This is a genomic window from Pseudomonas sp. S1_E05 (assembly GCF_056337105.1).
The window spans coordinates 2,282,296-2,307,271 of the sequence record NZ_JBFRHM010000001.1; the positions used below are offsets into that span (position 1 = coordinate 2,282,296).

At 60.7% G+C, this 24,976-nt stretch carries 21 protein-coding genes; 15 read left to right on the forward strand and 6 right to left on the reverse strand.

The features are described 5' to 3' along the window. Positions 1–166: 166 nt before the first annotated feature. From AB4N33_RS10505 to AB4N33_RS10520, 4 genes are all read left to right on the forward strand, one after another. Positions 167–1,210, forward strand: coding sequence for an LLM class flavin-dependent oxidoreductase (locus tag AB4N33_RS10505; protein WP_476457227.1), 1,044 nt, complete (start codon positions 167–169; stop codon positions 1,208–1,210). 60 nt (positions 1,211–1,270) lie between these two features. After that, positions 1,271–1,423, forward strand: coding sequence for a hypothetical protein (locus AB4N33_RS10510; protein ID WP_460126330.1), 153 nt, complete (start codon positions 1,271–1,273; stop codon positions 1,421–1,423). A gap of 89 nt (positions 1,424–1,512) precedes the next feature. Beyond that, positions 1,513–2,190, forward strand: a complete 678-nt coding sequence (locus tag AB4N33_RS10515) for a cysteine hydrolase family protein (RefSeq protein WP_476457228.1) — start codon at positions 1,513–1,515, stop codon at positions 2,188–2,190. A 5-nt stretch (positions 2,191–2,195) separates the two neighbouring features. Beyond that, a complete protein-coding gene (locus AB4N33_RS10520; RefSeq protein ID WP_460139537.1) occupies positions 2,196–3,560 on the forward strand; it encodes a purine-cytosine permease family protein in 1,365 nt (454 codons plus the stop codon). A gap of 245 nt (positions 3,561–3,805) precedes the next feature. On the opposite strand, the gene AB4N33_RS10525 is transcribed toward AB4N33_RS10520, so the two are convergent. The 3 genes from AB4N33_RS10525 to mqo form a co-directional block, all read right to left on the reverse strand. Continuing rightward, positions 3,806–4,924 (reverse strand): glycosyltransferase 61 family protein, encoded by a 1,119-nt coding sequence (locus AB4N33_RS10525; protein WP_476457229.1) that lies wholly within the window; start codon positions 4,922–4,924, stop codon positions 3,806–3,808. A gap of 55 nt (positions 4,925–4,979) precedes the next feature. Then, positions 4,980–6,134 carry a hypothetical protein gene (locus AB4N33_RS10530; RefSeq protein WP_476457230.1) on the reverse strand — a complete coding sequence of 385 codons (1,155 nt, stop codon included), beginning with the start codon at positions 6,132–6,134 and terminating at the stop codon, positions 4,980–4,982. Between the two features lie 541 nt (positions 6,135–6,675). Continuing rightward, on the reverse strand, positions 6,676–8,319 hold the full coding sequence (mqo, locus tag AB4N33_RS10535) for a malate dehydrogenase (quinone) (protein ID WP_460139540.1): 1,644 nt from the start codon (positions 8,317–8,319) through the stop codon (positions 6,676–6,678). A 380-nt stretch (positions 8,320–8,699) separates the two neighbouring features. On the opposite strand from mqo, the gene ilvD reads away from it, so the two are divergent. Both ilvD and AB4N33_RS10545 read left to right on the forward strand, forming a co-directional pair. Further along, complete coding sequence (gene ilvD, locus AB4N33_RS10540; RefSeq protein WP_476457231.1) at positions 8,700–10,382, forward strand: dihydroxy-acid dehydratase; 1,683 nt, start codon at positions 8,700–8,702, stop codon at positions 10,380–10,382. 579 nt (positions 10,383–10,961) lie between these two features. Further along, on the forward strand, positions 10,962–11,393 hold the full coding sequence (locus AB4N33_RS10545; RefSeq protein WP_192303898.1) for a nuclear transport factor 2 family protein: 432 nt from the start codon (positions 10,962–10,964) through the stop codon (positions 11,391–11,393). Positions 11,394–11,442: 49 nt separating this feature from the next. On the opposite strand, the gene AB4N33_RS10550 is transcribed toward AB4N33_RS10545, so the two are convergent. Together AB4N33_RS10550 and AB4N33_RS10555 are read right to left on the reverse strand one after the other, a co-directional pair. Next, on the reverse strand, positions 11,443–12,000 hold the full coding sequence (locus tag AB4N33_RS10550) for a nucleotidyltransferase family protein (RefSeq protein WP_476457232.1): 558 nt from the start codon (positions 11,998–12,000) through the stop codon (positions 11,443–11,445). A gap of 34 nt (positions 12,001–12,034) precedes the next feature. Beyond that, entirely contained in the window at positions 12,035–12,544 is a 510-nt protein-coding gene (locus AB4N33_RS10555) for a winged helix-turn-helix transcriptional regulator (protein ID WP_476457233.1), read from the reverse strand. 100 nt (positions 12,545–12,644) lie between these two features. Between AB4N33_RS10555 and AB4N33_RS10560 the strand changes: the two genes are divergently transcribed. Further along, positions 12,645–13,274: a cysteine hydrolase family protein gene (locus AB4N33_RS10560; protein ID WP_460139545.1), complete on the forward strand. Its 630-nt coding sequence runs from the start codon at positions 12,645–12,647 to the stop codon at positions 13,272–13,274. Positions 13,275–13,280: 6 nt separating this feature from the next. Next, positions 13,281–14,846, forward strand: coding sequence for an aldehyde dehydrogenase (NADP(+)) (locus AB4N33_RS10565; protein WP_460139546.1), 1,566 nt, complete (start codon positions 13,281–13,283; stop codon positions 14,844–14,846). A 7-nt stretch (positions 14,847–14,853) separates the two neighbouring features. On the opposite strand, the gene AB4N33_RS10570 is transcribed toward AB4N33_RS10565, so the two are convergent. Then, positions 14,854–15,852 carry a bile acid:sodium symporter family protein gene (locus tag AB4N33_RS10570; RefSeq protein WP_460126341.1) on the reverse strand — a complete coding sequence of 333 codons (999 nt, stop codon included), beginning with the start codon at positions 15,850–15,852 and terminating at the stop codon, positions 14,854–14,856. Positions 15,853–16,147: 295 nt separating this feature from the next. Here AB4N33_RS10570 and chrA point away from each other — a divergent pair, with 295 nt between their 5' ends. From chrA to AB4N33_RS10605, 7 genes are all read left to right on the forward strand, one after another. Then, complete coding sequence (gene chrA, locus AB4N33_RS10575; protein ID WP_476457234.1) at positions 16,148–17,341, forward strand: chromate efflux transporter; 1,194 nt, start codon at positions 16,148–16,150, stop codon at positions 17,339–17,341. Between the two features lie 427 nt (positions 17,342–17,768). Next, positions 17,769–18,539: an alpha/beta hydrolase gene (locus AB4N33_RS10580; RefSeq protein WP_460126344.1), complete on the forward strand. Its 771-nt coding sequence runs from the start codon at positions 17,769–17,771 to the stop codon at positions 18,537–18,539. A 120-nt stretch (positions 18,540–18,659) separates the two neighbouring features. Further along, positions 18,660–18,917, forward strand: coding sequence for a DUF2790 domain-containing protein (locus tag AB4N33_RS10585; RefSeq protein WP_460126345.1), 258 nt, complete (start codon positions 18,660–18,662; stop codon positions 18,915–18,917). Between the two features lie 39 nt (positions 18,918–18,956). Further along, positions 18,957–19,628 carry a heavy metal response regulator transcription factor gene (locus tag AB4N33_RS10590; RefSeq protein WP_460126346.1) on the forward strand — a complete coding sequence of 224 codons (672 nt, stop codon included), beginning with the start codon at positions 18,957–18,959 and terminating at the stop codon, positions 19,626–19,628. Beyond that, positions 19,625–21,028: a heavy metal sensor histidine kinase gene (locus tag AB4N33_RS10595; RefSeq protein WP_460139549.1), complete on the forward strand. Its 1,404-nt coding sequence runs from the start codon at positions 19,625–19,627 to the stop codon at positions 21,026–21,028. Before AB4N33_RS10590 ends, AB4N33_RS10595 begins: the two co-directional genes overlap by 4 nt. Before the next feature lie 264 nt (positions 21,029–21,292). Next, entirely contained in the window at positions 21,293–22,477 is a 1,185-nt protein-coding gene (locus AB4N33_RS10600; protein WP_460126348.1) for an acetyl-CoA C-acyltransferase family protein, read from the forward strand. Positions 22,478–22,588: 111 nt separating this feature from the next. Continuing rightward, positions 22,589–24,976 carry a DUF3772 domain-containing protein gene (locus AB4N33_RS10605; protein ID WP_476457235.1) on the forward strand — a complete coding sequence of 796 codons (2,388 nt, stop codon included), beginning with the start codon at positions 22,589–22,591 and terminating at the stop codon, positions 24,974–24,976.

The following is a 24,976-nucleotide window of genomic DNA, read 5'->3' on the forward strand; positions in this document are numbered from 1 at the left end:
TGTCTGGATGCCCGCGGTGCCTGTTCCACCATCGCGAGCATGCTCGCTCCTACAGGAAAACAAGGTTAAGCATCTAAACAATTTGCAGCCACTTGGTATTATGGTATACCAATAGCCAACAGCCCCGCAGTCGACGGGTCGACCACAAGAGATTCGAGGTAGCGTCATGAAATTTTCCCTGTTCGTACACATGGAACGTTGGGACGAAAGCGTCAGCCACCGCCAGCTGTTCGAGGACCTGACCGAACTGACCCTGATGGCCGAAGCCGGCGGTTTCAGCACCGTGTGGATTGGCGAACACCACGCCATGGAATACACCATCTCGCCAAGCCCGATGCCGCTGCTGGCTTACCTGGCCGCCAAAACCACCACCATTCACCTCGGCGCCGGGACCATCATCGCGCCGTTCTGGCACCCTCTGCGAGTGGCCGGGGAATGCGCCCTGCTCGACGTGATCAGCAATGGCCGCATGGAAGTCGGCCTGGCGCGCGGCGCCTACCAGGTAGAATTCGACCGCATGGCCGGTGGCATGCCCGCCTCAAGCGGTGGCCAGGCCCTGCGCGAAATGGTTCCGGTGGTCCGTGCGCTGTGGCAAGGCGACTACGCCCACGACGGCGACATCTGGAAGTTTCCGACCTCCACCAGCGTGCCCAAGCCCATCCAGCAGCCTAACCCGCCGATGTGGATCGCCGCCCGTGACCCGGACTCGCACAACTTCGCCGTGGCCAATGGTTGCAACGTCATGGTCACCCCGCTGATGAAGGGCGACGAAGAAGTCCTCGACCTGAAGAACAAGTTCCAGACCGCGCTCGACAACAACCCGGGCGTGCCACGTCCGCAACTGATGGTGCTGCGTCACACCCACGTGCACACCGCTGACGACCCGGAAGGCTGGAAAGTCGGCGCCAGGGCAATTTCGAAGTTCTATCGGACATTCGATGCCTGGTTCGGCAACAAGCAAACGCCGGTCAACGGTTTCCTGGAACCAAGCCCGGAAGAAAAATTTGCCGGTCGTCCCGAGTTCGAACTGGACAGCCTGCACAAGACCGCCATGATCGGCACCCCGGAAGAGATCATTCCGCGCATCAAGTATTACCAGGAACTGGGGGTCGACGAGTTCAGCTTCTGGTGCGATAACAGCTTGTCCCACGCGGAGAAGAAAAAATCCCTGGAGCTGTTCATCAAACACGTGGTTCCGGCGTTTCGCTGAGTCCACCAACGTCCCCGGATGCCCATTACGGGGACTGACGCAAATGCAGGGTCGATTGTGATGCTAGAAGATCGTCTCCCATCCATTACCCTGCCCTGCGGCGCCGAGCAGGCTTATCTGCGCGGCGAATGGACCGCTTCGCATCTGCACTTCAAACGTCTGCGCGCCTGTGTCTGCGCCAAGCAGAACGGATTCTGGCAAATAGTCAACTGAGCTCCCGAACAGCAATCCACGCCCCTCACGTCACGCTCCAGGGCGCATGTGTGGTGCATTGTGCTTCGACTCGAGCTCAGGTTTACCCAATGAATAATAACAATGCGCTGTTGATCATCGACATGCAGCAGGAGGACAGCTTCGTCCTCGAAAACTTCGACGCTGTAATCACCAATACCTCGACACTGCTCGACGCGGCTCGTCGTCAGCAGATACCTGTCATCTATACCCGCCACATCAATTCGGCCGAAGGCAGCGATTTGCCACGCGGCGAACCCCGCGCGGCCGACGGTGGCCCCAGCAGCTATCGCGCCGGCACCCGTCAGGTGGAAATTCTCCCGCAGTTGACACCGCATTCCGGTGAATGTGTGCTGGACAAAGGTCGTTATAGCGCCTTCCACCGCACCGACCTGGACGCCCGGTTAAAGGCGTCGGGTATCGAGACGCTGATCATCTGCGGCGTACTGACCGACGTTTGTGTGCTTGCCAGCGTGTTCGATGCCTTCGCGCTGGGCTACCGGGTTCGCCTGGTCAGCGACGCCTGCACCACGACCACCCTGGCGGGACATCATGCGGCCCTGTTGATCATGGCCAACTGGATTTATGCGCTGGAAATCCTCACCAGCGAGCAATGCCGGCGGGCCATGGAAGGTCGCGATCATGTCAGCCTGATCCCGGAGCATCCGGATGGTTTTGCCCACCAACCGCACGAATTCGAAGCCACCATCGCCCGTTTGCATTCCCACCTCACCCGGACCCAGGAGTGATCGCCATGCACGTCGAAAAAAGAAGCATCGACTTCATTCCCGAGACCGAGCGTCATGGCCAGCCAGGCTCGCTGTTCTTCATCTGGTTCGGCGCCAACATGAACATCACCACCATCGCGTCTGGCGTGTTGCCGGTCGTGATGGGGCTCAACCTGTTCTGGAGTGCGCTGGCCATTGTCATCGGCTCTCTGCTGGGAGCAGTGTTCATGGCCTCGCATTCTGCGCAGGGTCCAAAACTCGGTATTCCACAAATGATCCAGAGCCGCGCTCAGTTCGGCGTGCTGGGGGCCGTCCTGCCCCTGCTGTTCGTGATGCTGATCTATCTCGGTTTCTTCGTCAGCAACACCTTGCTGGCCGCCCAGGCGCTGGAAACCGTCAGCCCACTGTCCGCCACGGCGAATACCTACCTGATCGGTGCGCTGTGCTTTGTGGTGGCATTGTATGGCTATCGATTGATCCATCGATTGCAGAAGTGGCTGTCGCTGTTGTCGCTGGTGGTGTTCATTGGTGCAACGCTGCTGGCCATGCAGTTACCCATCGCGGCCGAACAATGGTTGCCCGTCGGCTTCTCCCTGTCCAAATTCCTGGTGGCGGTGAGCATTGCGGTGACCTGGCAATTGTCCTATGCACCTTATGTCGCTGACTACTCACGCTACCTGCCCAGTGCCACCTCTACCGCCAAGGTATTCTGGTTCAGCTACGCCGGCACGGTCATTGGGGGTGCCTGGATGATGATACTGGGGGCCATCCTCAGTGTCGGCATCGCGGATTTTTCCAGTAATGTCGGCGGGCACGTGGCGGGGCTGTTTGGAGGCGGGGCGTTGCTGCTGTTCCTGTTCATTGTGTACGGCCAGGTTTCGATCAACGTCTTCAACCTGTATGGGGCATTCATGTCGACCATTACCGTGATCGAGCCATTCGCGCGCTTGAAGGTGACGCCTCGGGTTCGCGGCCTGTTCATGCTACTGATCACCTTGCTGGCCACGGCGCTGTGCACCATCGGTCAGGATGACTTTGTCAGCTTCTTTCTCAACTTCATCTTCTTCATGAGCTACTTTTTGATTCCCTGGACGGCGATCAACCTGGTGGACTACTACTGCCTGCGCAAAGGCCAGTACCGAATCGAGGACATCTTTAATCCGGACGGGGTCTATGGTCGGTTCAATGGTGTCGCCTGCGGCAGCTTCCTGCTGGCGATCGCGCTGGAAGTCCCCTTCATGAACACCACGTTGTACGTGGGGCCGGTGGCTCGTGCACTGGATGGTGTAGACCTGGCGTGGCTCGTAGGCTTGCTGGTACCGGCGCTCACTTATTACTGGCTGATGAAGATGGCGCTGCGCACACCTGGCGCCAATACGGTATCGCGCTAAAACGGCCGACGACCACATTCCCATGGGACGCGGTTGACCGCTGTGCTGCGGGCTCGCGACTGCGCAAGGGCACCGCGCACAAAAAAGCCCACTGACCGTCGCCGGTTCAGTGGGCTTTTTGCAACAGGCCTGTGGTTACAGAACCATGTCGTTTGCAGCGCCAGGCTTTGGTGCTGGCGGGTCGTGGTTCAACTGAGTGCCGTAGCTTGGCACGATCTTATGCTGCTTTTGCGACCCATTCCGCGCTACGCAGGCAACAAATCCAGCGTGCGCTCCACCTCGCCAATATCGATGGTGAACCCATCCCCTTCCGGGCGCCCCACCACAAAGCCGAAGTTCTGCCGGTCACGATCCGTCAGGTATTTGTAGTAACTGACGAAGCGATTCGGGGGCTGCAAGGTCAGCACCGACCCACCCGGCTTCAGTACATTGACGCCATGCACCAACTGGCTGCCTTCGACACCCATCACGGTTTGCGCACCCGCGCAGGTGGCAACAATAGTCGGGACATCGTTTTTAAGTGGATCGAGAATGCGAAAGCCGCGAGTCTTGTGCAGGTGATCCGCCAGTTCCAGTTCGTTACGCAACAGCCGCAGATCGCCCGCGCCGCCGCGCAGGATGAACACGCCGGGGTGCGCAGCAGCGTTGACGCGCGACAGCAATTTTTCGCCCATGGCCCGATAGCGCAGGCTCCGGCTGCTGTTCTGACTTTGGTCGTCGAACAGCACCAGTTCGCGGAAAAACGCCGTGTGCAGGCGCGTCGGCCGCATGTCGAACCAGTCCTCGTACGCCGGCGCCTGAGTGAACAGCGGGAACCGCGCAGACGGCGCGGTGGTGACCGGCATGCCCTCTTCCTCGGCCAACGCGTAGGTCGGGCAATCTTCCATCAGCCAAGTGCCAAACCAGCTATTGCCGTTTTGCGTGCAATAGACGGCGGCACGCTGAATTTCACGCTCGACCACGATGTGCGGAAACCGCGACGGTTTGTTCGACAGCCACAGACTGGCCTTGCCCTTGTAAAGCACGCCGTCGATCAGCCAAACATCCTTGAGCAGGTAACCACGGGTCGGCCCCTGAACGACATCACCCAGCCCTTGCATGGTGCGCGACGGATGCTCGTAGGGATAAAAGCGCTTGGCCTCCCAGCCCGTCACGCGCTCCATTTGGCCGGGCAGGAAGAACGCCGGCGGCGAACAGGTCACCTCGCTGGGGGCGATATCCCAACTTTTCACTGCAAGGTTTTTCAGGTTGATTTCTGCTGTGTGCGCCAAGCGTTTTCTGGCGATATATCGGTAAGCGGCCAGGGTCCATTTTTTCCGGCGGCTGGCGCTCAGGGCACTCGAATGCGTCACATCACCTTTCATGAAAGTCCTCCCGGCAGGACATCGAAGCATTGCGCTGATTTAGCCTGGACCTGGTTCAACTCGAGGCCACCTTCTGTAAAACCGGAGTGACTTGCGCATTGGCATAGCGGTTGCGCAAGGTCTCCAGGAACTGCTCGCCCTTGTTCTTCTCGCAGTGCAGGTAGATCTTGTCGAGCCCGCCGAAAACCATCTCATGGTAACGACGCGCCGCCTCCTCATCGCTAGGGCCATCCGGCAAGCCAAGATGCAGAGTCAGCTGTTTGCCTTCGAACGCAAACAATGGTGTATCCCAAAGGAAGCGCGCGGTGCCGGTCTTGGGCAGGCGAACAAACAGGAATGAATCGTTGCCCAGGGAGTCAACGTCACCGCCACGGCGTCTTTTCCACTTCAACAAGCCATCATCCGGCCGCGCCACGCACAGCCCGATGTCGTAGTAGTCGAAGCCGTTCTCGATGGCCCATTCGAGTGCCATGTAGGTGGTGATCGAATTCACCTCCCGCAGCTTCTTGGCGTCGCAGAACACGGCCTGCGTATAACCGAAACGCAGCGTGCTCCAATAGCGCTTGCCACCCCGAGTGATGACGCAGCCCAGGTGACAAGCCACGACTTCGCCGTTGAGGGTGATCAGGTCGAGCCTGCCGACGGACCTGGCGATCCTGAACACCTCTTGCGTGGCAAATTGCGCCGCATGCGTGCCTTGTCGAGCCGCAGCATAAGGGCGCAAAAGCTCGCGGTCGGCCATTTCGATGTCTTCGTCCGACAACGCCTGACGCATCTGGTACAACGGCCGGTTCTTGCGGATGCTGCGCCGCAATTCGCTGTCGTAGCGGGCGGTGATGTCTTCCAGGGAGCGCCCCAGGGGCACGACGGCACTCAAATAAACAGGCACGTTCAAGGCGCCCGTGGTCGGTACTTCGCTGATGACCACCACATGATTCGAGGCCGCGGGTTGGACTTCCTCCTGCTGCACCTCGCTGTCGATCAGGGACTTGCCACCGATCAGCAACTTGGCCATGTCCCGCCGGTTTTTGCGGCCCACGTAGAGAACCTCGTAAGGACTTTCATGCTGCAGCCGAAATCGGGCAATTTCCCAGCGCCATAAACAGGCACGCTCCAGCAGACCGCGCAACCGGTTGGCGGCGCTTCGCAGCTCATAGCGCATTGAAGGCGAGACCAATTTTCGAACCAGTGCTGTCAGCTTCTCTTTCATTTATCGGTCATCCCTTGAGAGTCATCTTGCCCAGGTCAGAGAAACATCCGGCAGCACTTGGCCGTCCTAAAACCTTGATTTAAAAGACATCGTCGATGAAATTATTTTTTTACATTAGGTAACAGTTAAGAAAGAAAGGCTTTCGTTTGCAAGAGTGGACGGGTGGGTGGCGCAGATGGGATCGAGGGGGGATAAAAGCGGGTGACACTTCAAAAACGCAGCGAAAAACTTCTTCAACCTACTGACTGAAAAGGATTTTTATTGAAAATCGCAACGCGATGGCGCGATCGAGGGCAACGTGAACAGTTGCCGGGATATACGCTTAAACCTTGATATGGAAGGCATTTTGATTTGTGTATTTTTTTACATCTTGAAACATATTAGCCATGAATAAAATCCAGGGCACTTGACTGTCGATTTTTTGACACCAATAACCCGAGCCCTCCCCCCTTCTGTAGGAGACAAGCTCGCTCCTACAGAGGGGCTAAAAAAAACCCACTGACCGTTGCCGGTTCAGTGGGCTTTTCCAGCAGGCCTGTGGTTACAGAGCCATGTCGCGGGCAGCTTCAGCCTTTGGCGCTTCAGTTGGCGCAGCGGCCGGTGCCGGCGCGGCGGCCTGACCGATCACCGGAGGCGTCGGCAGTTGCAGGACCTTGGCGGTGTAGGCCCACTCCTCGGCCACTTTGGCCGGGTCGTTGTTCAGCTTAGTGCCGTAGCTTGGCACGATCTTGTGCAGCTTTTCCTGCCACTCAGGGGTTACGACCTTGTCTTTGAACACTTTCTCGATGACCGACAGCATGATCGGTGCAGCAGTCGAAGCACCTGGCGAGGCGCCGAGCAGACCGGCAATCGAACCGTCAGCCGAAGCAACGATCTCGGTACCCAGTTTCAGGACGCCACCGGCGGCTTCATCACGCTTGATGATCTGCACGCGCTGGCCGGCTTGCCACAGACGCCAGTCTTCAGCCTTGGCGTTCGGGAAGTATTCCTTCAGGGCATTGAGGCGGTCTTCATCCGACAGCATCAGTTGGCCGGCGAGGTATTCCACCAGCGGGTATTCCTTGATACCGACCTTGGTCATTGGCCACACGTTGTGGGTAGTAGTGGTCGTCAGCAGATCGAGGTATGAACCCTCTTTCAGGAACTTGGTGCTGAAAGTGGCGAATGGGCCAAAGAGGATGACGCGCTTGCCGTCCAGTACACGGGTGTCCAGGTGCGGAACCGACATCGGCGGTGCACCCACCGAAGCCTTGCCGTAGGCCTTGGCCAGGTGTTGCTCGGCGATGGCCGGGTTATCGGTCACCAGGAACGAGCCGCCTACCGGGAAGCCCGCGTATTCCTTGGCTTCGTCGATGCCGGACTTCTGCAGCAGGTGCAGAGCACCGCCGCCCGCGCCGATGAACACGAACTTGGCGTCGGTGGCGAACTTGCTGCCGTCTTTCAGGTTCTTGGAGCTGACGCGCCAGGTGCCGTCTTCGTTACGGGTGATGTCCTGCACTTCGCTGGACAGCTTCAAATCGAATTTCGGCAGGGTTTGCAGGTGAGCGACGAACTGGCGCGTGATTTCGCCAAAGTTCATGTCGGTACCCAGCGGGCTCCAGGTGGCCGCGATCTTCTGGTTCGGATCACGCCCTTCCATCATCAGCGGAACCCACTTCTTGATCACAGCCGGATCTTCGGAGTACTGCATGCCGGCGAACAGCGGGCTCGCTTGCAGCGCTTCGTAGCGCTTCTTCAGGAATTTGATGTTGTCATCACCCCACACGAAGCTCATGTGCGGCGTGGTGTTGATGAACGAACGCGGGTTTTTCAGCACGCCTTGCTGAACCTGCCAGGCCCAGAACTGACGGGAGACCTGGAACGCTTCGTTGATTTCAACCGCCTTGGGAATCGACACGTTACCTTTGTCGTCTTCCGGGGTGTAGTTCAGTTCGGCCAAGGCAGAGTGACCGGTACCGGCGTTGTTCCAGCCGTTGGAGCTCTCGAGGGCCACACCGTCCAGGCGCTCGATCATTTCCATCGAGGTTCCCGGCTCCAGCTCGTTGAGCCAGACGCCAAGGGTGGCGCTCATGATGCCGCCGCCAATCAGCAGCACATCGACTTTCTTGGCTTCTTCAGCCTGGGCAGTCGTCATCCCCAACGACAGAGCCAGACCCAGCAGGGCCGTGTTCACTTTCTTAAACATCTGTAGCACCTATGATAAACCGTCATCCGCCCTTCCCACTTACCCACGAGGCCCTGATCACGACAGACAAGCCAACTGTCCCCGGTACTCGCACATAAGAAACGAAGGGTGGGCACACAAGGCCGATTGAATGCATCGACCCCAGTTATATGTCCCTACTGAACTGACTTTTTATCTTTCTTGGCTTCAGCTACTTGAGCGACAGTGATTCTGTTCCCCTGTCGCCAGGGACAGGAAAACGGAATGGATCAAACCCAATGGTGCGAAGAATATCACGACCGCGTAAACCCGCGCGTCTGTTCCTGACCTGGTAGTCCGGACCCACGCCCGCTGGCCACTATACTCATGCTGATTTCCAGACGCCTGGATGAGGAACAGTCATGAGCAACAAAGACGATTTGCGCAAGTACTCCTCTCAAGTGGTCGATGGCGTGGAGCGTGCGCCGGGCCGTTCGATGCTGCGGGCCGTGGGTTTCACGGACGAGGACTTCAAGAAGCCCCAAATCGGCATCGCCTCCACCTGGGCCATGGTCACGCCGTGCAACATGCACATCGACAAACTGGCAATCGAAGCGGAAAAAGGCGCGAACGCCGCCGGGGCAAAAGGCGTCATTTTCAACACCATCACCATTTCCGATGGCATCGCCAACGGCACCGAAGGCATGAAGTACTCGCTGGTGTCGCGCGAAGTAATCGCCGACTCCATCGAAACCGTCGCCGGTTGCGAGGGCTTCGACGGGCTGGTAACAGTGGGCGGTTGCGACAAGAACATGCCGGGCTGCCTGATCGGCATGGCCCGGCTGAACCGCCCGTCCATCTTCGTCTATGGCGGCACTATTCGCCCCGGCGCCGGGCACACCGACATCATTTCCGTGTTCGAAGCCGTGGGCCAGAACGCCCGCGGCGACATCAACAAAATCCAGGTCAAGCAGATCGAGGAAGTGGCGATCCCCGGGCCGGGCTCCTGTGGCGGCATGTACACCGCCAACACCATGGCCTCGGCCATCGAAGCGCTGGGCATGAGCCTGCCCGGTTCCAGCTCCCAGGACGCGGTCGGCGGCGACAAGGCCTCGGACAGCTTCCGCGCCGGGCAGCAGGTCATGGAACTGCTCAAGCTGGACCTCAAGCCGCGGGATATCATGACCCGCAAGGCTTTTGAAAACGCCATTCGCGTGGTGATCGCCCTCGCCGGCTCGACCAATGCGGTGCTGCATCTGTTGGCCATGGCCCATGCGGTGGACGTCGATCTCAGCCTGGAGGACTTCATCGAGCTGGGCAAAATTTCCCCCGTAGTCGCCGACCTTCGCCCCAGCGGCCAGTACATGATGAGCGAGCTCGTGGCCATCGGCGGCATCCAACCGTTGATGAAACGCATGCTCGCCGCCGGCATGTTGCACGGGGATGCCATGACCGTCACCGGCAAGACCCTGGCGCAAAACCTGGAAAACGTGGCGGATTACCCGCCAGGCCAGGACGTGATCCTCCCGTTCGATCAGCCGGTAAAAAAGGATTCGCACCTGGTGGTGCTGCACGGCAACCTCTCGCCCACTGGCGCGGTCGCCAAGATTACCGGCAAGGAAGGCCTGCGTTTTGAAGGCACGGCGCGGGTCTATCACGGCGAAGAAGGCGCGCTGGCGGGCATTCTCAATGGCGAAGTGCAAGCGGGCGACGTGATCGTAATCCGCTACGAAGGCCCCAGGGGCGGGCCGGGCATGCGCGAAATGCTGTCACCGACCTCGGCGGTGATGGGCAAGGGCCTGGGCAAGGAAGTGGCGCTGATCACCGACGGGCGTTTTTCAGGCGGGTCCCATGGGTTTGTGGTCGGCCACATTACCCCGGAAGCCTTCGACGGCGGGCCGATTGCGCTGGTCGAGAATGGTGACCGGATTACCATTGACGCACAAACGCGGCAGATCAGCGTCGCGCTCTCCGATACGGTGTTGGCGGAGCGCAAGGCCCGCTGGATCAGGCCTGCGCCCAAGTACACGCGAGGGGTGCTGGCCAAGTATGCCAGGACGGTGTCCAGTGCTTCGGAGGGGGCGGTGACGGACAAGTATCTTTGACCAGGTGTTTGTATTGGCTGGGCGGGCCTCATCGCGAGCAAGCTCGCTCCTACAGTTTGTCCGCGCTGTCCCTGTAGGAGCGAGCACGCTCGCGATGGTGGCGCAGACAACGCGGGGCAGCAGGACGCCAGCGTTATCGTTGACGACCATCGCGAGCAGGCTCGCTCCTACAGTTTGTCCGCGTTGTCCCTGTAGGAGCGAGCACGCTCGCGATGGTGGCGCAGACAACGCGGGGCAGCAGGACGCCAGCGTTATCGTTGACGACCATCGCGAGCAAGCTCGCTCCTACAGTTTGTCCGCGTTGTCCCTGTAGGAGCGAGCACGCTCGCGATGGTGGCGCAGACAACGCGGGGCAGCAGGACGCCAGCGTTATCGTTGACGACCATCGCGAGCAAGCTCGCTCCTACAGTTTGTTCGCGTTGCCCCTGTAGGAGCGAGCACGCTCGCGATGGGGCCAGACCGGCCCAGTCAATTCTCCAGACAGTTCGCTTTTTCCTCGCCTCATGCTAGGTTGTACGACGACTGATGAATGCCTACCCAGATCCATCATTCGCTCCCTACAACAACAAGGAATGCCCCATGAAAAAAGTGAAAGTGCTGGTCGGTTTTCTCTGCCTGTTCAGTGGCTACGTCGCCGCCGCCCCGTCTGCCGGCGAGGCCGATGTGGCCAAGGCCGTCGACAAGCTGACCCAGGCCATGCTGAAAAAGAATATCCCCGAACTCAACGCGTTGACCGCCGAGAACCTGACCTACGGTCACTCCAGCGGGAAAATCCAGAACAAGCAGGAATACATAGCCGACATCGAAACCGGTCGCAGCGCGTTCAAGACCCTGGAGATGCAGAACCAGACCATCAACCTGTCGGGCGACGTCGCGCTGGTGCGCAACCATTTCTCGGCACAGGCGCTCAAAGGCACTGAAGTGATCCCGACCGAGATCGAGAACTTCCAGATCTGGCAGAAACAGAAAGGCCAGTGGCTGCTGGTGGGACGCCAAGCATTCAAGTTCTGATCATGGCGTGATGAAGGGGGTGGGGTGTGTCGGCACTCCATCCCCTTTTTCAATCGAGAATTGTCAGCCAGGGCCAACGAGACTGGTAACTCTGCGCCTTGCGGGCAAACAACTCGGGCCGGGGATTGATTGGATTGATACGCAAAAGGCCCTGCTCGATATCGTCCAGGCCAAAGGGCGCGTACACCTCCCCTGTCGCCACTTCCAAGCCAATGCACGTGCCAGCGACCAGGTAGCGGTCGATGCCATCCTTCGCCGACAGTAGCTGCGGGTATTGAGTGCCGAAACGTTGTTCGTACCACAGGTGCACCCGCGCCTGATTCTTCAATTCGATGTTGACGGCGAGATCCTGAAACAGCACCTGCGCGGCCTGTATTACCTGGTTTTCCGCGTCCCAGGACAGGTCTTCATCAAAGTAGAAAACATCGTAATCCTTGATGCCCCAGTCAGAAGGCTGGCCGGCCTGATGATTCCACACCGCCTGGAACAGGCACCCTGCCGTCAGCATGCATTGGCGCAACCCGAGTTCAGGCAGGCGCCGGGTGATTTGGGCATTGACCGGATTGGTCATTGCAATGTCGATCAGGGTGGTGGCGGTCAGTGGCATGTGGGCTCCTTGCGCGATGTCATCCATGCTCCGATCACTGCGGGCTACGTCCGCTCTTGAACGCCTCGCGACGTGCCAGCCGTTCAGCCTGGTAGGCCGGGCTCTGTTCGCTGGCCAGCTCGTCACGGCGCAGCAATTCGCCACAATGATCGCACGCAGGTCCAAGGCCCGCGGGTTCGCCGCACGCCTTGTGGGTATAGACCACCGCCAATCCCTCCTCCGGCGACTTGCACCAGGTTTCCCCCCAGGCCCGCAGCGCCAGTATCACCGAGTAGAAAGCCCGGCCTTTTTCGCTAAGGTGATATTCGTAGCGTGGCGGTCGTTCGTTGTAGAGGCGGCGTTCGACCATGCCCTCGACCTCGAGATTTTTCAGGCGCGTGGCGACCATTTGCGGGGTGCCGCCGGTCTGCGCCTGGATCTCGTCGTATCGATGGCTACCCATGAACAGCTCCCGCAGCACCAGCACGGTCCAGCGGTCTCCCACGACCGCTTCGGCCCGCGCAATCGGGCACAGGGTGTCGGGTGCATTGGTGTTTGTCGACATAGGGACTTGCCTCATTCCTAGTTACTATGATTATCATATCAACAAGATGACCGGGCAACCCCCGGCACCTGACACTCATCTTCCTGTGGAGCACATCGTCATGTCGCAGCCCTTTTATCCCCTGGATCGCACCGCTTATCTGCTGGTCGATCCGTACAACGATTTCCTGTCCGAAGGCGGCAAGGTTTTCCCCCTTCTCAAGCCGATTGCCGAACAGGTCGGTCTGCTCGACAACCTGCGTACCCTGGATCTCGCCGTGCGCGCCCAAGGCATCCAGGTGGTCATCGTACCGCACCGCCGCTGGGAGCATGGTGACTACGAATGCTGGGACCACCCGACGCCGACCCAAAGCAAAATCATGCACATGCACCATTTTGCCCGCGGTGAATGGGGTGGCGAATGGCACCCTGACTTCGCGCCCAAGGACGGTGACATCGTCGTCCAGGAACACTGGGGTTCCAGCGGTTTTGCCAACACCGACCTGGATTTTCGCTTGAAGCAACAAGGTATCACCCACGTGATCATCGTCGGGCTGCTGGCCAATACCTGCATCGAGGCGACCGCCCGCTACGCCGCCGAAATGGGTTATCACGTCACCCTGGTGCGCGACGCGACTGCCGCGTTGCGTCCGGAAATGATGCACGCCGCCCATGAACTCAACGGCCCGACCTTCGCGCATTCGATCGTGACGACCCATGAACTCATCGCCACCCTCACAGGTCAGGAGTAATCGCCGATGAACCTCACGGGAAACCTGTTGATCGGCGCCCACGATGTCCCCGCCAGTGAAGGGACAATGAAGGCGCTCAACCCGGCCACCAACCAATGGCTCGAAACCGAATTCGCCTTGGGTGGCGCATTGCAGGTGCATCGGGCGGCGACCCTCGCCGACGAAGCGTTCGACAGTTACAGCCATACCTCACTCAGCCAGCGAGCGGCGTTCCTGGAGAGCATTGCCGACAACCTGGAGGCTGTTCGTGGCGAGCTGGCGGAGCGGGCCGCACTCGAAACAGGCCTGCCGCAAGCGCAGCTGGAAGGCGAAGTGGGCCGGGCCGCCACGCAATTTCGCCAGTTCGCCGACGTCGTGCGCAAGGGCCGCTTCCTGCAATTGGCCATCGACCCGGCGCAGCCGGCGCGTCAGCCGCGCCCGCGCATGGACCATCGCCTGCAAAAAATCGCCATCGGCCCGGTGGCGATTTTCGGCGCGAGCAACTTTCCGATCTCCTATTCGGTCGCTGGTGGCGATACCGCATCGGCCCTGGCCGCGGGTGCGACCGTGATCCTCAAGGCGCACAACGCCCACCCGGGCGCCTCGGAAATCCAGGCGCGGGCGATTCAGAAGGCCGTTCGCGATCATGGCCTGCACGAAGGCGTGTTCTCGATGGTACGCGGCGCCGGTAACGCCATCGGGGAAGCCCTGGTGGATCACCCCCTGATCAAGGCGGTGACCTTCACCGGCTCCGAACACGGCGGAATGGCCCTGTATCGCCGGGCGCAACTTCGGCCCGACCCGATTCCGGTGTTTACCGAAATGACCAGCATCAACCCCACGTTCATCCTGCCTGCAGCCCTGGCCGAGCGTGGTACGCAGATCGGCGATGGTTTTATCGAACGCATGCTGGTCAATGTCGGCCAAGCCTGCCTGCGTCCAGCCCTGCTGATCGCGATAGAAGGCGCGGGTTTGCAGCCGTTGCGGGAGGCAATGATGAAACGGGTGAATGAGGCGCCAGCGCGCACGATGCTGACGCCGGGGATTCACGCGGCCTACCTCAATGGCCTCGCGACCCTGGAAAGTGTGGGTGCGCAGCGTATTGCCGCAGGCTCGCCGGCCGGAGCGGACTTTGACGGCCAGTCAGCCTTGCTGGAGGTCAGCGGTGAACGCTTCCTCAGCGAACCGGTGCTGGCGCAAGAGGTGTTCGGTCCGTCAGCGCTGTTGGTCACAGCCCGGGATGAATCGCAGTGGCTCGCCGTGGCCCGTTCGCTCAAGGGACAACTCAGCGCCACGTTGCACCTTGAAGAACCTGACTTGCCACTGGCGCGGCGCGTGTTGCCGTTGCTGGAGCGTCGCACCGGTCGGATTGTGGTCAACGCCTTCGCTCACCCCCAGGAAGTCACGCACGCCACCGTGCACGGCGGCCCCTTCCCTGCCACCTCCGACAGCCGCTTCACCTCGGTGGGCATGACGTCGATCGAACGCTTCCTGCGGCCAGTGGCTTACCAGGGTTTCCCGCAGGCGTTGCTACCCGACGCGCTGCGTGATTTCAACCCGTTGCAACTGCCGCGCGTGGTGGACGGCCAGTAAACCGCGATCAAGGATCGACGTGAGCCATCAACTCCGGAACGCTTTCCGGGCGTTTGGCGTAACGCTGCGCAAGGACCGCGCACACCATCAATTGAATCTGGTGAAACAGCATCAGCGGCAGGATCAACACGCCGATGGTGCTGCCAGCGAACAGCACCTGCGCCATCGGCACGCCGGTCGCCAGGCTTTTCTTCGAACCGCAGAACAGAATGGTGATGCGGTCTTCCTGATTGAAGCCAAAGGCCTTGCCCAGCACGGTTGACGCCGCCAACACCAGCGCCAGGACAATACAGCAGGCGATCACCAGGCCGGCCAGTTCCCACAACGGGATCTGATGCCAGATGCCTTCGTTGACGGCCTCGCTGAACGCGCCGTAGACCACCAGCAGGATCGAGCCCTGATCAACGAATTTCAGCCAGCTCTTGTTGCGACCCACCCAGGCACCGATCCAGCGACGGGCGATCTGCCCGGCGATGAAGGGCAGCAACAGTTGCACGCTGATCTTCACGATCGCATCCAGGGTCGAACCGCCATCGCCGTGCACGTTGAGCAGCAAGGTCACCAGCAACGGCGTGAGGAAAATCCCGAACAGGCTGGATGCCGCCGCACTGCAAATCGCTGCCGGAATGTTGCCGCGCGCCAATGAGGTGAAGGCAATCGCAGACTGTACCGTGGCCGGCAAGGCACACAGGTAGAGCATGCCCAGGTACAGATCGTCGCCGATCAGCGGCGACAGCACCGGCTTGAGCGCCAGGCCGATCAGCGGAAACAGGATGAATGTCAGGCTGAACACCAGCAGATGCAGGCGCCAATGACCCGCACCGGCGATGATCGACTCACGTGACAGTTTGGCGCCGTGCAGGAAGAACAGCAGCCCGATCGCGAGGTTGGTCAACCAGCCAAAACCCACCGCGACTTGCCCGCTGGCGGGCAGCAGACTGGCGAGAATGACCACGGCAATGAGGGTCAAGGTGAAATTGTCGGGCAGGAAACGGGGGCGAGTCATGGGCAGCATCCATCGAGGTGCGAGAAACATGGCGTCCACTTTAACGCGCCCGCGAGCTACCGACTAACGCTAACAAGCCACAAGATAGCGCCTAAAGGACACCAGCGACGCTGAATGTGCCGCCCTCATCGCGGGCAAGCCCGCTCCTACAGGACATTGCATACACCGCAACTTACTGTAGGAGCGAGTTTACTCGCGATGGTAGACCAAACACCGCGGGCATCCGGCAGCCCCCTCGTACAGTGAGCATCATGGTTATAATGTCGGCCTTCCACCCCACCCAGACAGGCCCGGCATGACTCACTCCCAAAGCGCCTGGTCGGTGTTCCTCATCTTCCTGCGCCTGGGCCTGACCTCGTTCGGCGGTCCCATCGCACACTTGGGCTACTTTCGCGCCGAGTTTGTCAGCCGCCGACGTTGGCTGAGCGAGCGAAGCTACGCGGATCTGGTCGCGCTGTGTCAGTTTCTGCCGGGGCCAGCCAGCAGTCAGGTCGGCATTGCCCTGGGCCTGTCGCGGGCGGGTTACGCAGGCGCGATTGCAGCCTGGGCCGGGTTTACGTTGCCCTCTGCCGTCTTGCTGATCCTGTTCGCCCTTGGGCTCACCCACTATGGTTCCATCCTCCCGCCCGGCGCCCTGCACGGCCTCAAGGTGGTCGCCGTGGCAGTGGTTGCACAAGCGGTCTGGGGCATGGCGCGCAATCTGTGCACCGATGGTTTGCGCATGACCATAATGATAGTGACCGCCTGCATTGTCCTGGTGGAACCGTCCGCGTGGGCCCAAGTCGGCGTGATGGTGATCGCCGGTGTGGCGGGACTGCTGTTATTCAAACCCATGCCCGTCAGCCAGCACGACCCTCTGCCCATCACCATTGGACGACACGCAGGCGCAACGTGGTTGACGCTCTTTATCCTTCTGCTGGTTGGCCTGCCGTTGGCTCACGAAGTCCTGGCCAATCAAACGCTGGCGATGGTGGACGCCTTTTACCGTTCCGGTGCCCTGGTGTTCGGAGGCGGCCACGTCGTGCTTCCCCTGCTGCAAAGCGAAGTCGTGCCGTCGGGCTGGGTCGACAATGAGTTGTTCCTGGCCGGTTACGGCGCCGCGCAGGCCATCCCTGGCCCGTTGTTCAGCTTCGGCGCGTTCCTGGGCGCGGCCATGAACCAGTCGCCCTCGGGCCTCGGCGGCGGTGTGATCTGCCTGCTGGCAATCTTCGCGCCGTCCTTCTTGCTGATCCTCGGCGCCTTGCCATTTTGGGAAGCGCTACGCCGCAGCCAGCGCATCCAGGCGGCGCTGATCGGCGTCAACGCTGCAGTCGTCGGATTGCTGCTGGCCGCGCTGTACCATCCGGTGTGGACCAGCGCGATCGGCAAACCACAGGACTTGGGCCTGGCATTACTGGCACTGGTCGCCTTGATGTTTTGGAAGCTGCCGCCATGGCTAGTGGTTATTGCCGGTGGCCTGGGGGGGTGGTTGCTGAGCATTGCAGGGTAAAGGTTGATCCTGGGCACCAGAACCTGCATCGCTCCTGTCATGGGCAAACACCGATACCGCCTTGCGTACCAGGCTTCGCCACTCCGCACAACTGATCAAGTTGGCGCGTTCCATCTCGTCTGCCGCCTTGAGCAACTCATCGTATTGCTCTTCTACATCCATGAGAAGTCCAGGGTGAGCCAGCAAGTTATACCAGGCGGACAGGGCCTCACGTCGACAGTCATTGGTCATGGTTGATCTCCCTTCGTTGTTCTGATTTGGAAGATTTGCACCAACAGCCGTTCCTGGCGCCCGACATACGGCACGGCGTGCATTACCGATTTGTCATCGACTTGTCAGCGTTGCCAACCCCCTCGCTCCCTAAAGTGGCGGCGTCGCTCACCCCATCGGGTGACGCTTTTCGCTGATGATGACGAGGGTCCAAATCATGAAACCATTGAGCAAACTTTGCCTGATCGCCGCCAGCCTGATGTTGCTGGGCACCGGTTCCGCCATGGCCGCCGACATCGCGCCGGTCAAGGCCGACAATGTCGTGCTGGTGCACGGTTCCTGGGCCGATGGTTCGAGCTGGGCGGAGGTTATTTCCCGGTTGCAGGCGGCGGGCCTGCACGTGACTGCGGTACAGAATCCGCTGACGTCCGTTGCCGACGACGTTGCTGCCACTCAACGTGTACTGGACCAACAGGACGGCCCCACGGTACTGGTCGGTCATTCCTATGCTGGGACCGTAGTCAGCGAGGCCGGCGTCGATCCGAAGGTCAGCTCGCTCGTCTACGTCGCCGCTCGCGCCCCGGACGCCGGCGAAGATTTCGTCGCGCTGTCGGCGAAATACCCAACCATGCCGGTGCGTGCCGGCACCGAAGAGCATGGCGGGTTCATCAGTCTCAAACAGGACGCCTTCCTCAAATACTTCGCCAGCGACGTGCCCCATGCCAAGGCCATGCAATTGTTCGCGGTGCAGCAACCGATCGCCAAGACCCTCTTCACCGACCGCACCACCGCAGCGGCCTGGCACAGCAAACCGTCATGGTATGCGGTGTCCAGCCTCGACCAGACCATCAATCCGGACCTTGAGCGCTTCCTGGCCAAACGCATGAACGCCAGCACCATCGAGCTGCCGTCGAGCCACCTGTCGCTGGTGTCCCACGCCAGGGAAATCACCGACCTGATCCTTGAAGCCTCCGGCCGCCAGCCCTGATCCGCTTCATTACAGGATTGTCATTGTTCTGTTGGTCGGCTGTCTGGATCGCCTCGTTAACCTGAACTCACTGTCAGGTCACTCCCCGGCAGCCACCCCCCTTGAATAGAGAGACTCGCCATGAAAATGTTTATCTTCGGTATCGCCGCCCTCCTCACCGCAGGTTCGGCCTTTGCCGGCACCACAGGCACCGCGCCGGTGATCCACGACAAGACCGGCTTCTTCGTGCACCTGGATGTCGCCAAGGTCCTGTCCAGCACCGACATTTCCCAACAATGCGGGGTCATTCCGGCGCAGCTCAACTACCTCGATTCCCAGGGCCGTGAGCATGTGCTGGATTACGAGGTCAACGGCTCGGGCTGCACCAATGACCATTGATCCAGCTACACTGGCGCGATCGGTCTGAGGCGTATTGGCATGAACATCCTCGTAGTAGAAGACGAACCCAAGGCAGGCAATTATTTGCTCAACGGCCTGCAGGAGCTGGGTTATTGCGTGACCCTGGCGCGGGACGGCGCCGATGGTTTGCACCAGGCCCTGGAGCATGACTTCGATGTCATCGTACTCGACGTGATGATGCCCAAGATGGACGGCTGGGAAGTCTTGCGCCGGTTGCGCAAGGAGGCTGATACGCCGGTGCTGTTTCTGACCGCCCGGGATGACATCGCCGACCGAATCAAGGGCCTGGAACTGGGCGCCGATGATTACCTGATCAAGCCGTTTTCCTTCGCCGAACTGGTGGCGCGCCTGCGCACCCTGACGCGCCGTGGCCCCACTCGCGAGGAAGAACAGCTGCACGTCGACGACCTGCAAATCGACGTGCTCAAGCGTCGTATCACCCGCGCCGGCGTACGCATCACCCTGACCAACAAAGAGTTCGCCCTGCTGCACCTTTTCGCCACGCACCAGGGCGAAGTCCTCTCACGTTCGATGATTGCCTCGCGCGTGTGGGACATGAATTTCGACAGCGACACCAATGTCGTCGACGTCGCCGTGCGCCGTCTGCGCCTGAAAATCGACGACCCGTTCCAGCTCAAGCTGATCCACAGCGTGCGCGGTATCGGCTACCGCTTCGACACGCAACCATGAACGGACTGCGCCATTCCCTGACCCTGCGCCTGGCACTGGTGTTCGCCCTGCTGGCGTTCGTGTCGCTGACCCTGTTGGGCGTGGCGCTGTATCGCGACCTGGAGCGCGAACTGATCCACCGCGACGACGCCGCCCTGATCACGCGGATCGACCAGTTGCGCACGTTCCTCAACGACAGCAACACCCTGGAGCTGATCAAGAGCAAGCCGGCGTTGTTCCAGAACATGATGGGCAACCGCGAAGCCCTGCTGACCATCACCCCTCCCGGTGGCAAGCCCTTGCTGGTGGTGAACCCCGGCAATCTGCCGCTGCCGTCACTGGCGCCAGTGCCGATGGACCATAAACTGGGGCTTTCGGACGTGCAGCATTATCCCGGGGTCGACGGCGTCCCGTTTTCTGCCGTCGCGGCAAACATCGACTCCGGCGACATGGGGGCCCTGCAAGTCGTTACCGGACGCCTGATGACTGAACGCACTGCCCTGCTCGCCAGTTATCGACTCAACGTCTACCTGTTCGCCAGCGTCGCGGCGGTGCTGCTCGCGCTCTCCGGTTATTGGCTGGTTCATCGTGGCCTGCTGCCGGTGCGACGCCTGGCGCGGCACGCCCATGGCATTGACGTCGGAAACCTCGGCGAACGCCTCGACAGCCACGGCGCCCCCCAGGAACTGTTGCCGATGATCGATGCGTTCAATGCCATGCTCGACCGTCTGGGCAGAGGTTTCGCGCAACTCAGCCAGGTCTCGACCGACATGGCGCACGAGTTGCGCACGCCGATCAACAACCTGCTCGGCGAAACCCAGGTCGCTCTGCAGCAGGACCGCAGCCTGGACGCCTATCAGCAGCTGCTCGCTTCCAATGTTGAAGAACTGGAGCGCCTGGCGCGCATGCTCGACAGCATGCTGTTTCTGGCCCGTACCGACCCGTCCAGTGCCCTGAAACAGCGACAGCAACTGGACGCTGCCGATGAAATGCAACGCATGGCCGATTATTTCGAGGGGCCGGCAGCCGATGTCGGCATCCACATCCAAGCCTGCGGGAGTGGAGTGATCTGGGCCGAACCGATGCTTCTGCGTCGAGCATTGGCCAATCTGTGCGCCAACGCGATCAAGTACGGTGCCCCTGACTCTGAACTGCTCATCGACGCCACGCCGTGCGCCGAAGGTATCCGCCTGAGCGTGCGCAATCACGGCCCGACCATCCCCGCCGAACACCTGCCCCGACTGTTCGAGCGTTTCTACCGCGTCGACCAGTCGCGCGAACGCTCGGCCAACTCCAATGGCCTGGGGCTTTCAATCGTGGCGACGATCATGCAGCTGCACAATGGCACATGCAGCGCCAACAGCCTGGATGGGCTGACGAGTTTCGAGCTGGTGTTCCCGGCGCGGCGGCAGGGCGAGTGATTGCCCTGACACCACAACCCTGTAGGAGCGAGCTTGCTCGCGATGGTGTATCAGGCGCCAAGGGGTATCAGGCAGCCAGCGTTATCGTTAACGACCATCGCGAGCATGCTCGCACCTACAGGGGACGCTGCGGAGCACGGTACAACTGGCAAAAAACACCACCGCCCTTGAGCACTTGCGACATAGGCCAATGCCCCCGCCGCGCCTAGACTCTTGCACCATTAACAGTGCCAGACGCGCACCCGACTCAAGCAGGGAACCTTCATGAACCCATCCGACATTTATGTGATCAGCGCCGTGCGTTCCGCCATCGGCAGTTTTGGTGGCTCGCTCAAGGATGTGCCGCCGACCCAACTGGCGACCGATATTTGCCGCGCCGCCATCGAGCGCTCGGGGCTGGCACCTGAGCATATCGGTCATGCGGTGTTGGGGCATGTGATCCCCACCGAAGCCCGCGATGCCTACATTTCCCGTACCGCGTCAATGAATGCCGGGCTGCCCAAGGAAACCCCGGCGTTCAACGTCAACCGCCTGTGCGGCTCCGGTTTGCAGGCGATCGTCAGTGCCGCCCAGAGCCTGATGCTCGGTGATGCCGGTGCGGCGCTGGCCGGTGGTGTCGAGTCCATGAGCCGTGGCGCGTACTTGTTGCCGCAGGCACGCTGGGGCGCCCGCATGGGTGACATGCAGGCCATCGACTACATGCTCGGCGTATTGCAGGACCCGTTTGCCGGTTTCCACATGGGCATCACCGCCGAAAACGTCGCCGAACGGTTTGGCATCAGCCGCCAGGCCCAGGACGAACTGGCCCTGGTCAGCCAGCAGCGCGCGGCACGGGCGATTGCCGAAGGTCGTTTTGCCAGCCAGATCGTGCCGATCGAAATCGCCTCGCGCAAAGGCACCGTGACTTTCGACACCGATGAGCACGTGCGTGGCGAGGTCAATGCCGAGCAATTGGCGAAGATGAAACCGGCGTTCAAGAAGGACGGCAGCGTCACCGCCGGCAACGCCTCGGGCCTGAACGATGGCGCGGCGGCGCTGATCATGGCCACTGGCGAAATGGTTAAAGCCCAGGGCCTCAAGCCGATGGTCCGCCTGGTCGGATACGCCCACGCCGGTGTCGAGCCGGAGCTGATGGGCCTGGGCCCGATTCCCGCCACGCGCCTGGTCCTCAAGCGTGCCGGCCTGACCGTGGCTGACCTGGACGTTATCGAGTCCAACGAAGCCTTCGCCGCGCAAGCCTGCGCCGTCGCCCAGGAGCTGGGCTTCGACCCGGAAAAGGTCAACCCGAACGGTTCGGGGATCTCCCTGGGCCACCCGGTGGGTGCCACGGGCGCTATCATCGCCACCAAGGCCATCCACGAATTGATCCGCGTCCAGGGCCGTTATGCACTGGCGACCATGTGCATCGGCGGCGGCCAGGGTATCGCGGTGTTGTTCGAACGCGTCTAGTCAGCACCTTGGTGGGGCTCAATCGGGTCCCACCAAGCAAACTATCCCTCGAATATTGACCGGATGACCTAACCTCATAGGCTGAATGACTAACATCGAGTCGGCCAGGCCATGGGCAATGCATTGCGGTCAGTGTTTTTTCTCCTGTTCACCCTGCTTGTACCGAGCGGCGCACCGCTGTTGGCCGCCAACCTGACGGGCAACGCCCCTTCCCTGTCCGGCCTCACCACGGTGGCCGTGTCCCAGAGCGACCTGCAAGGCCTGCAACTGCGCCTGGACCGCATCAAGCAGCAGGTTTCCCAGGCCAACAATGTCAACCAGATGATCACGTTGCAGGACCTGATCCAGTCGTTCATCACCGATGTCACGGCCATGCAGTCGGCGCTACTCCCCGAGCAGAAACAGTTGCAGGCCCAGCTCGACGTGCTGGAGCCTGTGTCCCAGGGCGATGTGGTGCTGGAAAAATCGGAAATCGCCGCGCAACGAGACGCCATTTCCGAACAGAAGAGCAAAGTCGACGCCAACATCAAGACCCTGACCAGCCTCAAGGACAGCGGCGCCGGCCTGCTTATCCAGATTGCCGCGATTCGCCGCAGCCTGTTGGAATCAGAAGTGTCGTTACGCGCCGGCAGCATCTTGAGCACCGATTTCTGGTCGCCGTTGTTCAGGCCGCTGGAGAGTGACCTTGATAGCCTGAGCATCTTCTTCCAGCACGCCGTGGCAGCGCTGGCGGTGGCCTGGTTGCCGGGTGAGCGTCTGTTTACAGTGATATTGATAGCACTGGCGTTTGTGTTGTGGACGTTCGGGCGCCAGGTCGCAGACCGGGGTTTCACCTGGGTCTGTATCCACCGAATGCCCGAAGGTCGCCTGCGCCGCAGTTCCCTGGCCTTCGCCTCGGTCGCCGCCACACTCTTGACCACCGCGTGCGCAATGTCGTTGCTGTTTTTCGCGCTGACGCGCCACATTCCCCTGTCGCCGCTGATGCAGAGCTATTCAGATGAATTCGAAAAAGTCGTGTACGTGTGCGTGCTCATTACCGGCTTGAGCCGTGCCTTGTTGTCCACGCAGCATCCTTCCTGGCGTTTGCCGGCCATTGCCGACCCGGTCGCGCAGGCGGTCAAACCCTTCCCCAAGCTGGTGGCCGGCGTGCTGCTGGTGCTGATGACCCTGGCACAGATCGTCAATGTCTCGGACATGAGCAGCCAGGCCGTGCTGTTCGCGCGCGGCTTCGTTTCACTGGTGATCACCCTGCTGATCGGCGCCCTGTTCCTGCGCATCAACAAGGCGCGAAAAGCCGTGGCGGGCACAGGCGACCATGCCCCTTCCAGCTCCGCGGTCGCCAGTCTCCTGTATGCCTTCGCCTGCCTGTGCGTGGTGGCCTCCTTGTGTGCGTTGTTGATCGGCTACATTTCCGCCGCACGCTTCATCACCTACCAACTGGTGTGGATGTTCATCATCCTGTCCGGTTTTTATCTGCTGGTGCAGTTGTTCAACGACACCTGCGAGCACCTGTTTTCCCCCAAAAGTGCCAGCGGCAAGGCGTTGAAACAGGTATTGGGCATGGGCGATACGCGCCTCGAACAGGCGTCGGTCATTCTTTCGGGCCTGGGTCGCGCAGGGTTGATCCTGCTGGCGATCATCACGCTGTTCGTCGGTGGTGTGGGCACCACGCTGGGGCAATTGATCGACCAGACCATGGCCGTGCTTGGCGGTGCGGGGCTGCGCAAACTGAACATCATCCCCGGCCATTTGCTCAACGCCGTACTGGCCCTGATGATCGGTATCTACCTGGTGCGCACGTTGCGACGCTGGTTGGACAACGAGTTCCTGCCCAAAACCCGCATGGACCCCGGCATGTGCGCCTCGCTCAGCACGCTGTTCGCCAACATCGCCTATGCACTGGTGATCCTGCTGACCTTGTCGTCGCTGGGGGTGCAATGGACCAACCTGGCATGGATCGTCAGCGCCCTGTCGGTGGGGATTGGTTTTGGTTTGCAGGAGATCGTGAAAAATTTCGTTTCCGGCCTGATCCTGCTCACCGAGCGCCCGGTGAAGGTGGGCGACCTGATCAGCATCAGCGGCGTCGAAGGCGACATCCGCCGGATCAACGTGCGAGCCACGGAAATCCAGCTCAGTGACCGCTCGATTGTCATCGTGCCCAATTCACAGCTGATTTCGCAGAACCTGCGCAACGTGACCCTGGGTGGCAGTGCCCAGGGGGTGGCGTCACTGGAGCTGACGTTTCCCCTGGACATCGACCCGGAACAGGTCAAGGACCTGCTCTACAACGCCTATCACGAGAACGAGACCATCCTCGATAAACCGGCGCCGGTGGTGCGGTTCAGCAAGCTGACGCCCGATGGCATCACCCTGACCGTTACGGGCTACGTGGCCAGTCCCAGGATTGTCGGGGTGACCAAGAGCGACCTGCTGTTCGAGATTCTCAAGCGCTTGGGCGCTGCGGGCATCGAACTGGCGAAGCCCGCGCCAACCACGTGA

Bases quoted from the DNA above. Each gene is read 5' to 3' on its own strand.
- AB4N33_RS10505 (WP_476457227.1), top strand. From the start codon at position 167: ATGAAATTTTCCCTGTTCGTACACATGGAACGTTGGGACGAAAGCGTC.
- AB4N33_RS10510 (WP_460126330.1), top strand. From the start codon at position 1,271: ATGCTAGAAGATCGTCTCCCATCCATTACCCTGCCCTGCGGCGCCGAG.
- AB4N33_RS10515 (WP_476457228.1), top strand. From the start codon at position 1,513: ATGAATAATAACAATGCGCTGTTGATCATCGACATGCAGCAGGAGGAC.
- AB4N33_RS10520 (WP_460139537.1), top strand. From the start codon at position 2,196: ATGCACGTCGAAAAAAGAAGCATCGACTTCATTCCCGAGACCGAGCGT.
- AB4N33_RS10525 (WP_476457229.1), bottom strand. From the start codon at position 4,924: ATGAAAGGTGATGTGACGCATTCGAGTGCCCTGAGCGCCAGCCGCCGG.
- AB4N33_RS10530 (WP_476457230.1), bottom strand. From the start codon at position 6,134: ATGAAAGAGAAGCTGACAGCACTGGTTCGAAAATTGGTCTCGCCTTCA.
- mqo (WP_460139540.1), bottom strand. From the start codon at position 8,319: ATGTTTAAGAAAGTGAACACGGCCCTGCTGGGTCTGGCTCTGTCGTTG.
- ilvD (WP_476457231.1), top strand. From the start codon at position 8,700: ATGAGCAACAAAGACGATTTGCGCAAGTACTCCTCTCAAGTGGTCGAT.
- AB4N33_RS10545 (WP_192303898.1), top strand. From the start codon at position 10,962: ATGAAAAAAGTGAAAGTGCTGGTCGGTTTTCTCTGCCTGTTCAGTGGC.
- AB4N33_RS10550 (WP_476457232.1), bottom strand. From the start codon at position 12,000: ATGCCACTGACCGCCACCACCCTGATCGACATTGCAATGACCAATCCG.
- AB4N33_RS10555 (WP_476457233.1), bottom strand. From the start codon at position 12,544: ATGTCGACAAACACCAATGCACCCGACACCCTGTGCCCGATTGCGCGG.
- AB4N33_RS10560 (WP_460139545.1), top strand. From the start codon at position 12,645: ATGTCGCAGCCCTTTTATCCCCTGGATCGCACCGCTTATCTGCTGGTC.
- AB4N33_RS10565 (WP_460139546.1), top strand. From the start codon at position 13,281: ATGAACCTCACGGGAAACCTGTTGATCGGCGCCCACGATGTCCCCGCC.
- AB4N33_RS10570 (WP_460126341.1), bottom strand. From the start codon at position 15,852: ATGACTCGCCCCCGTTTCCTGCCCGACAATTTCACCTTGACCCTCATT.
- chrA (WP_476457234.1), top strand. From the start codon at position 16,148: ATGACTCACTCCCAAAGCGCCTGGTCGGTGTTCCTCATCTTCCTGCGC.
- AB4N33_RS10580 (WP_460126344.1), top strand. From the start codon at position 17,769: ATGAAACCATTGAGCAAACTTTGCCTGATCGCCGCCAGCCTGATGTTG.
- AB4N33_RS10585 (WP_460126345.1), top strand. From the start codon at position 18,660: ATGAAAATGTTTATCTTCGGTATCGCCGCCCTCCTCACCGCAGGTTCG.
- AB4N33_RS10590 (WP_460126346.1), top strand. From the start codon at position 18,957: ATGAACATCCTCGTAGTAGAAGACGAACCCAAGGCAGGCAATTATTTG.
- AB4N33_RS10595 (WP_460139549.1), top strand. From the start codon at position 19,625: ATGAACGGACTGCGCCATTCCCTGACCCTGCGCCTGGCACTGGTGTTC.
- AB4N33_RS10600 (WP_460126348.1), top strand. From the start codon at position 21,293: ATGAACCCATCCGACATTTATGTGATCAGCGCCGTGCGTTCCGCCATC.
- AB4N33_RS10605 (WP_476457235.1), top strand. From the start codon at position 22,589: ATGGGCAATGCATTGCGGTCAGTGTTTTTTCTCCTGTTCACCCTGCTT.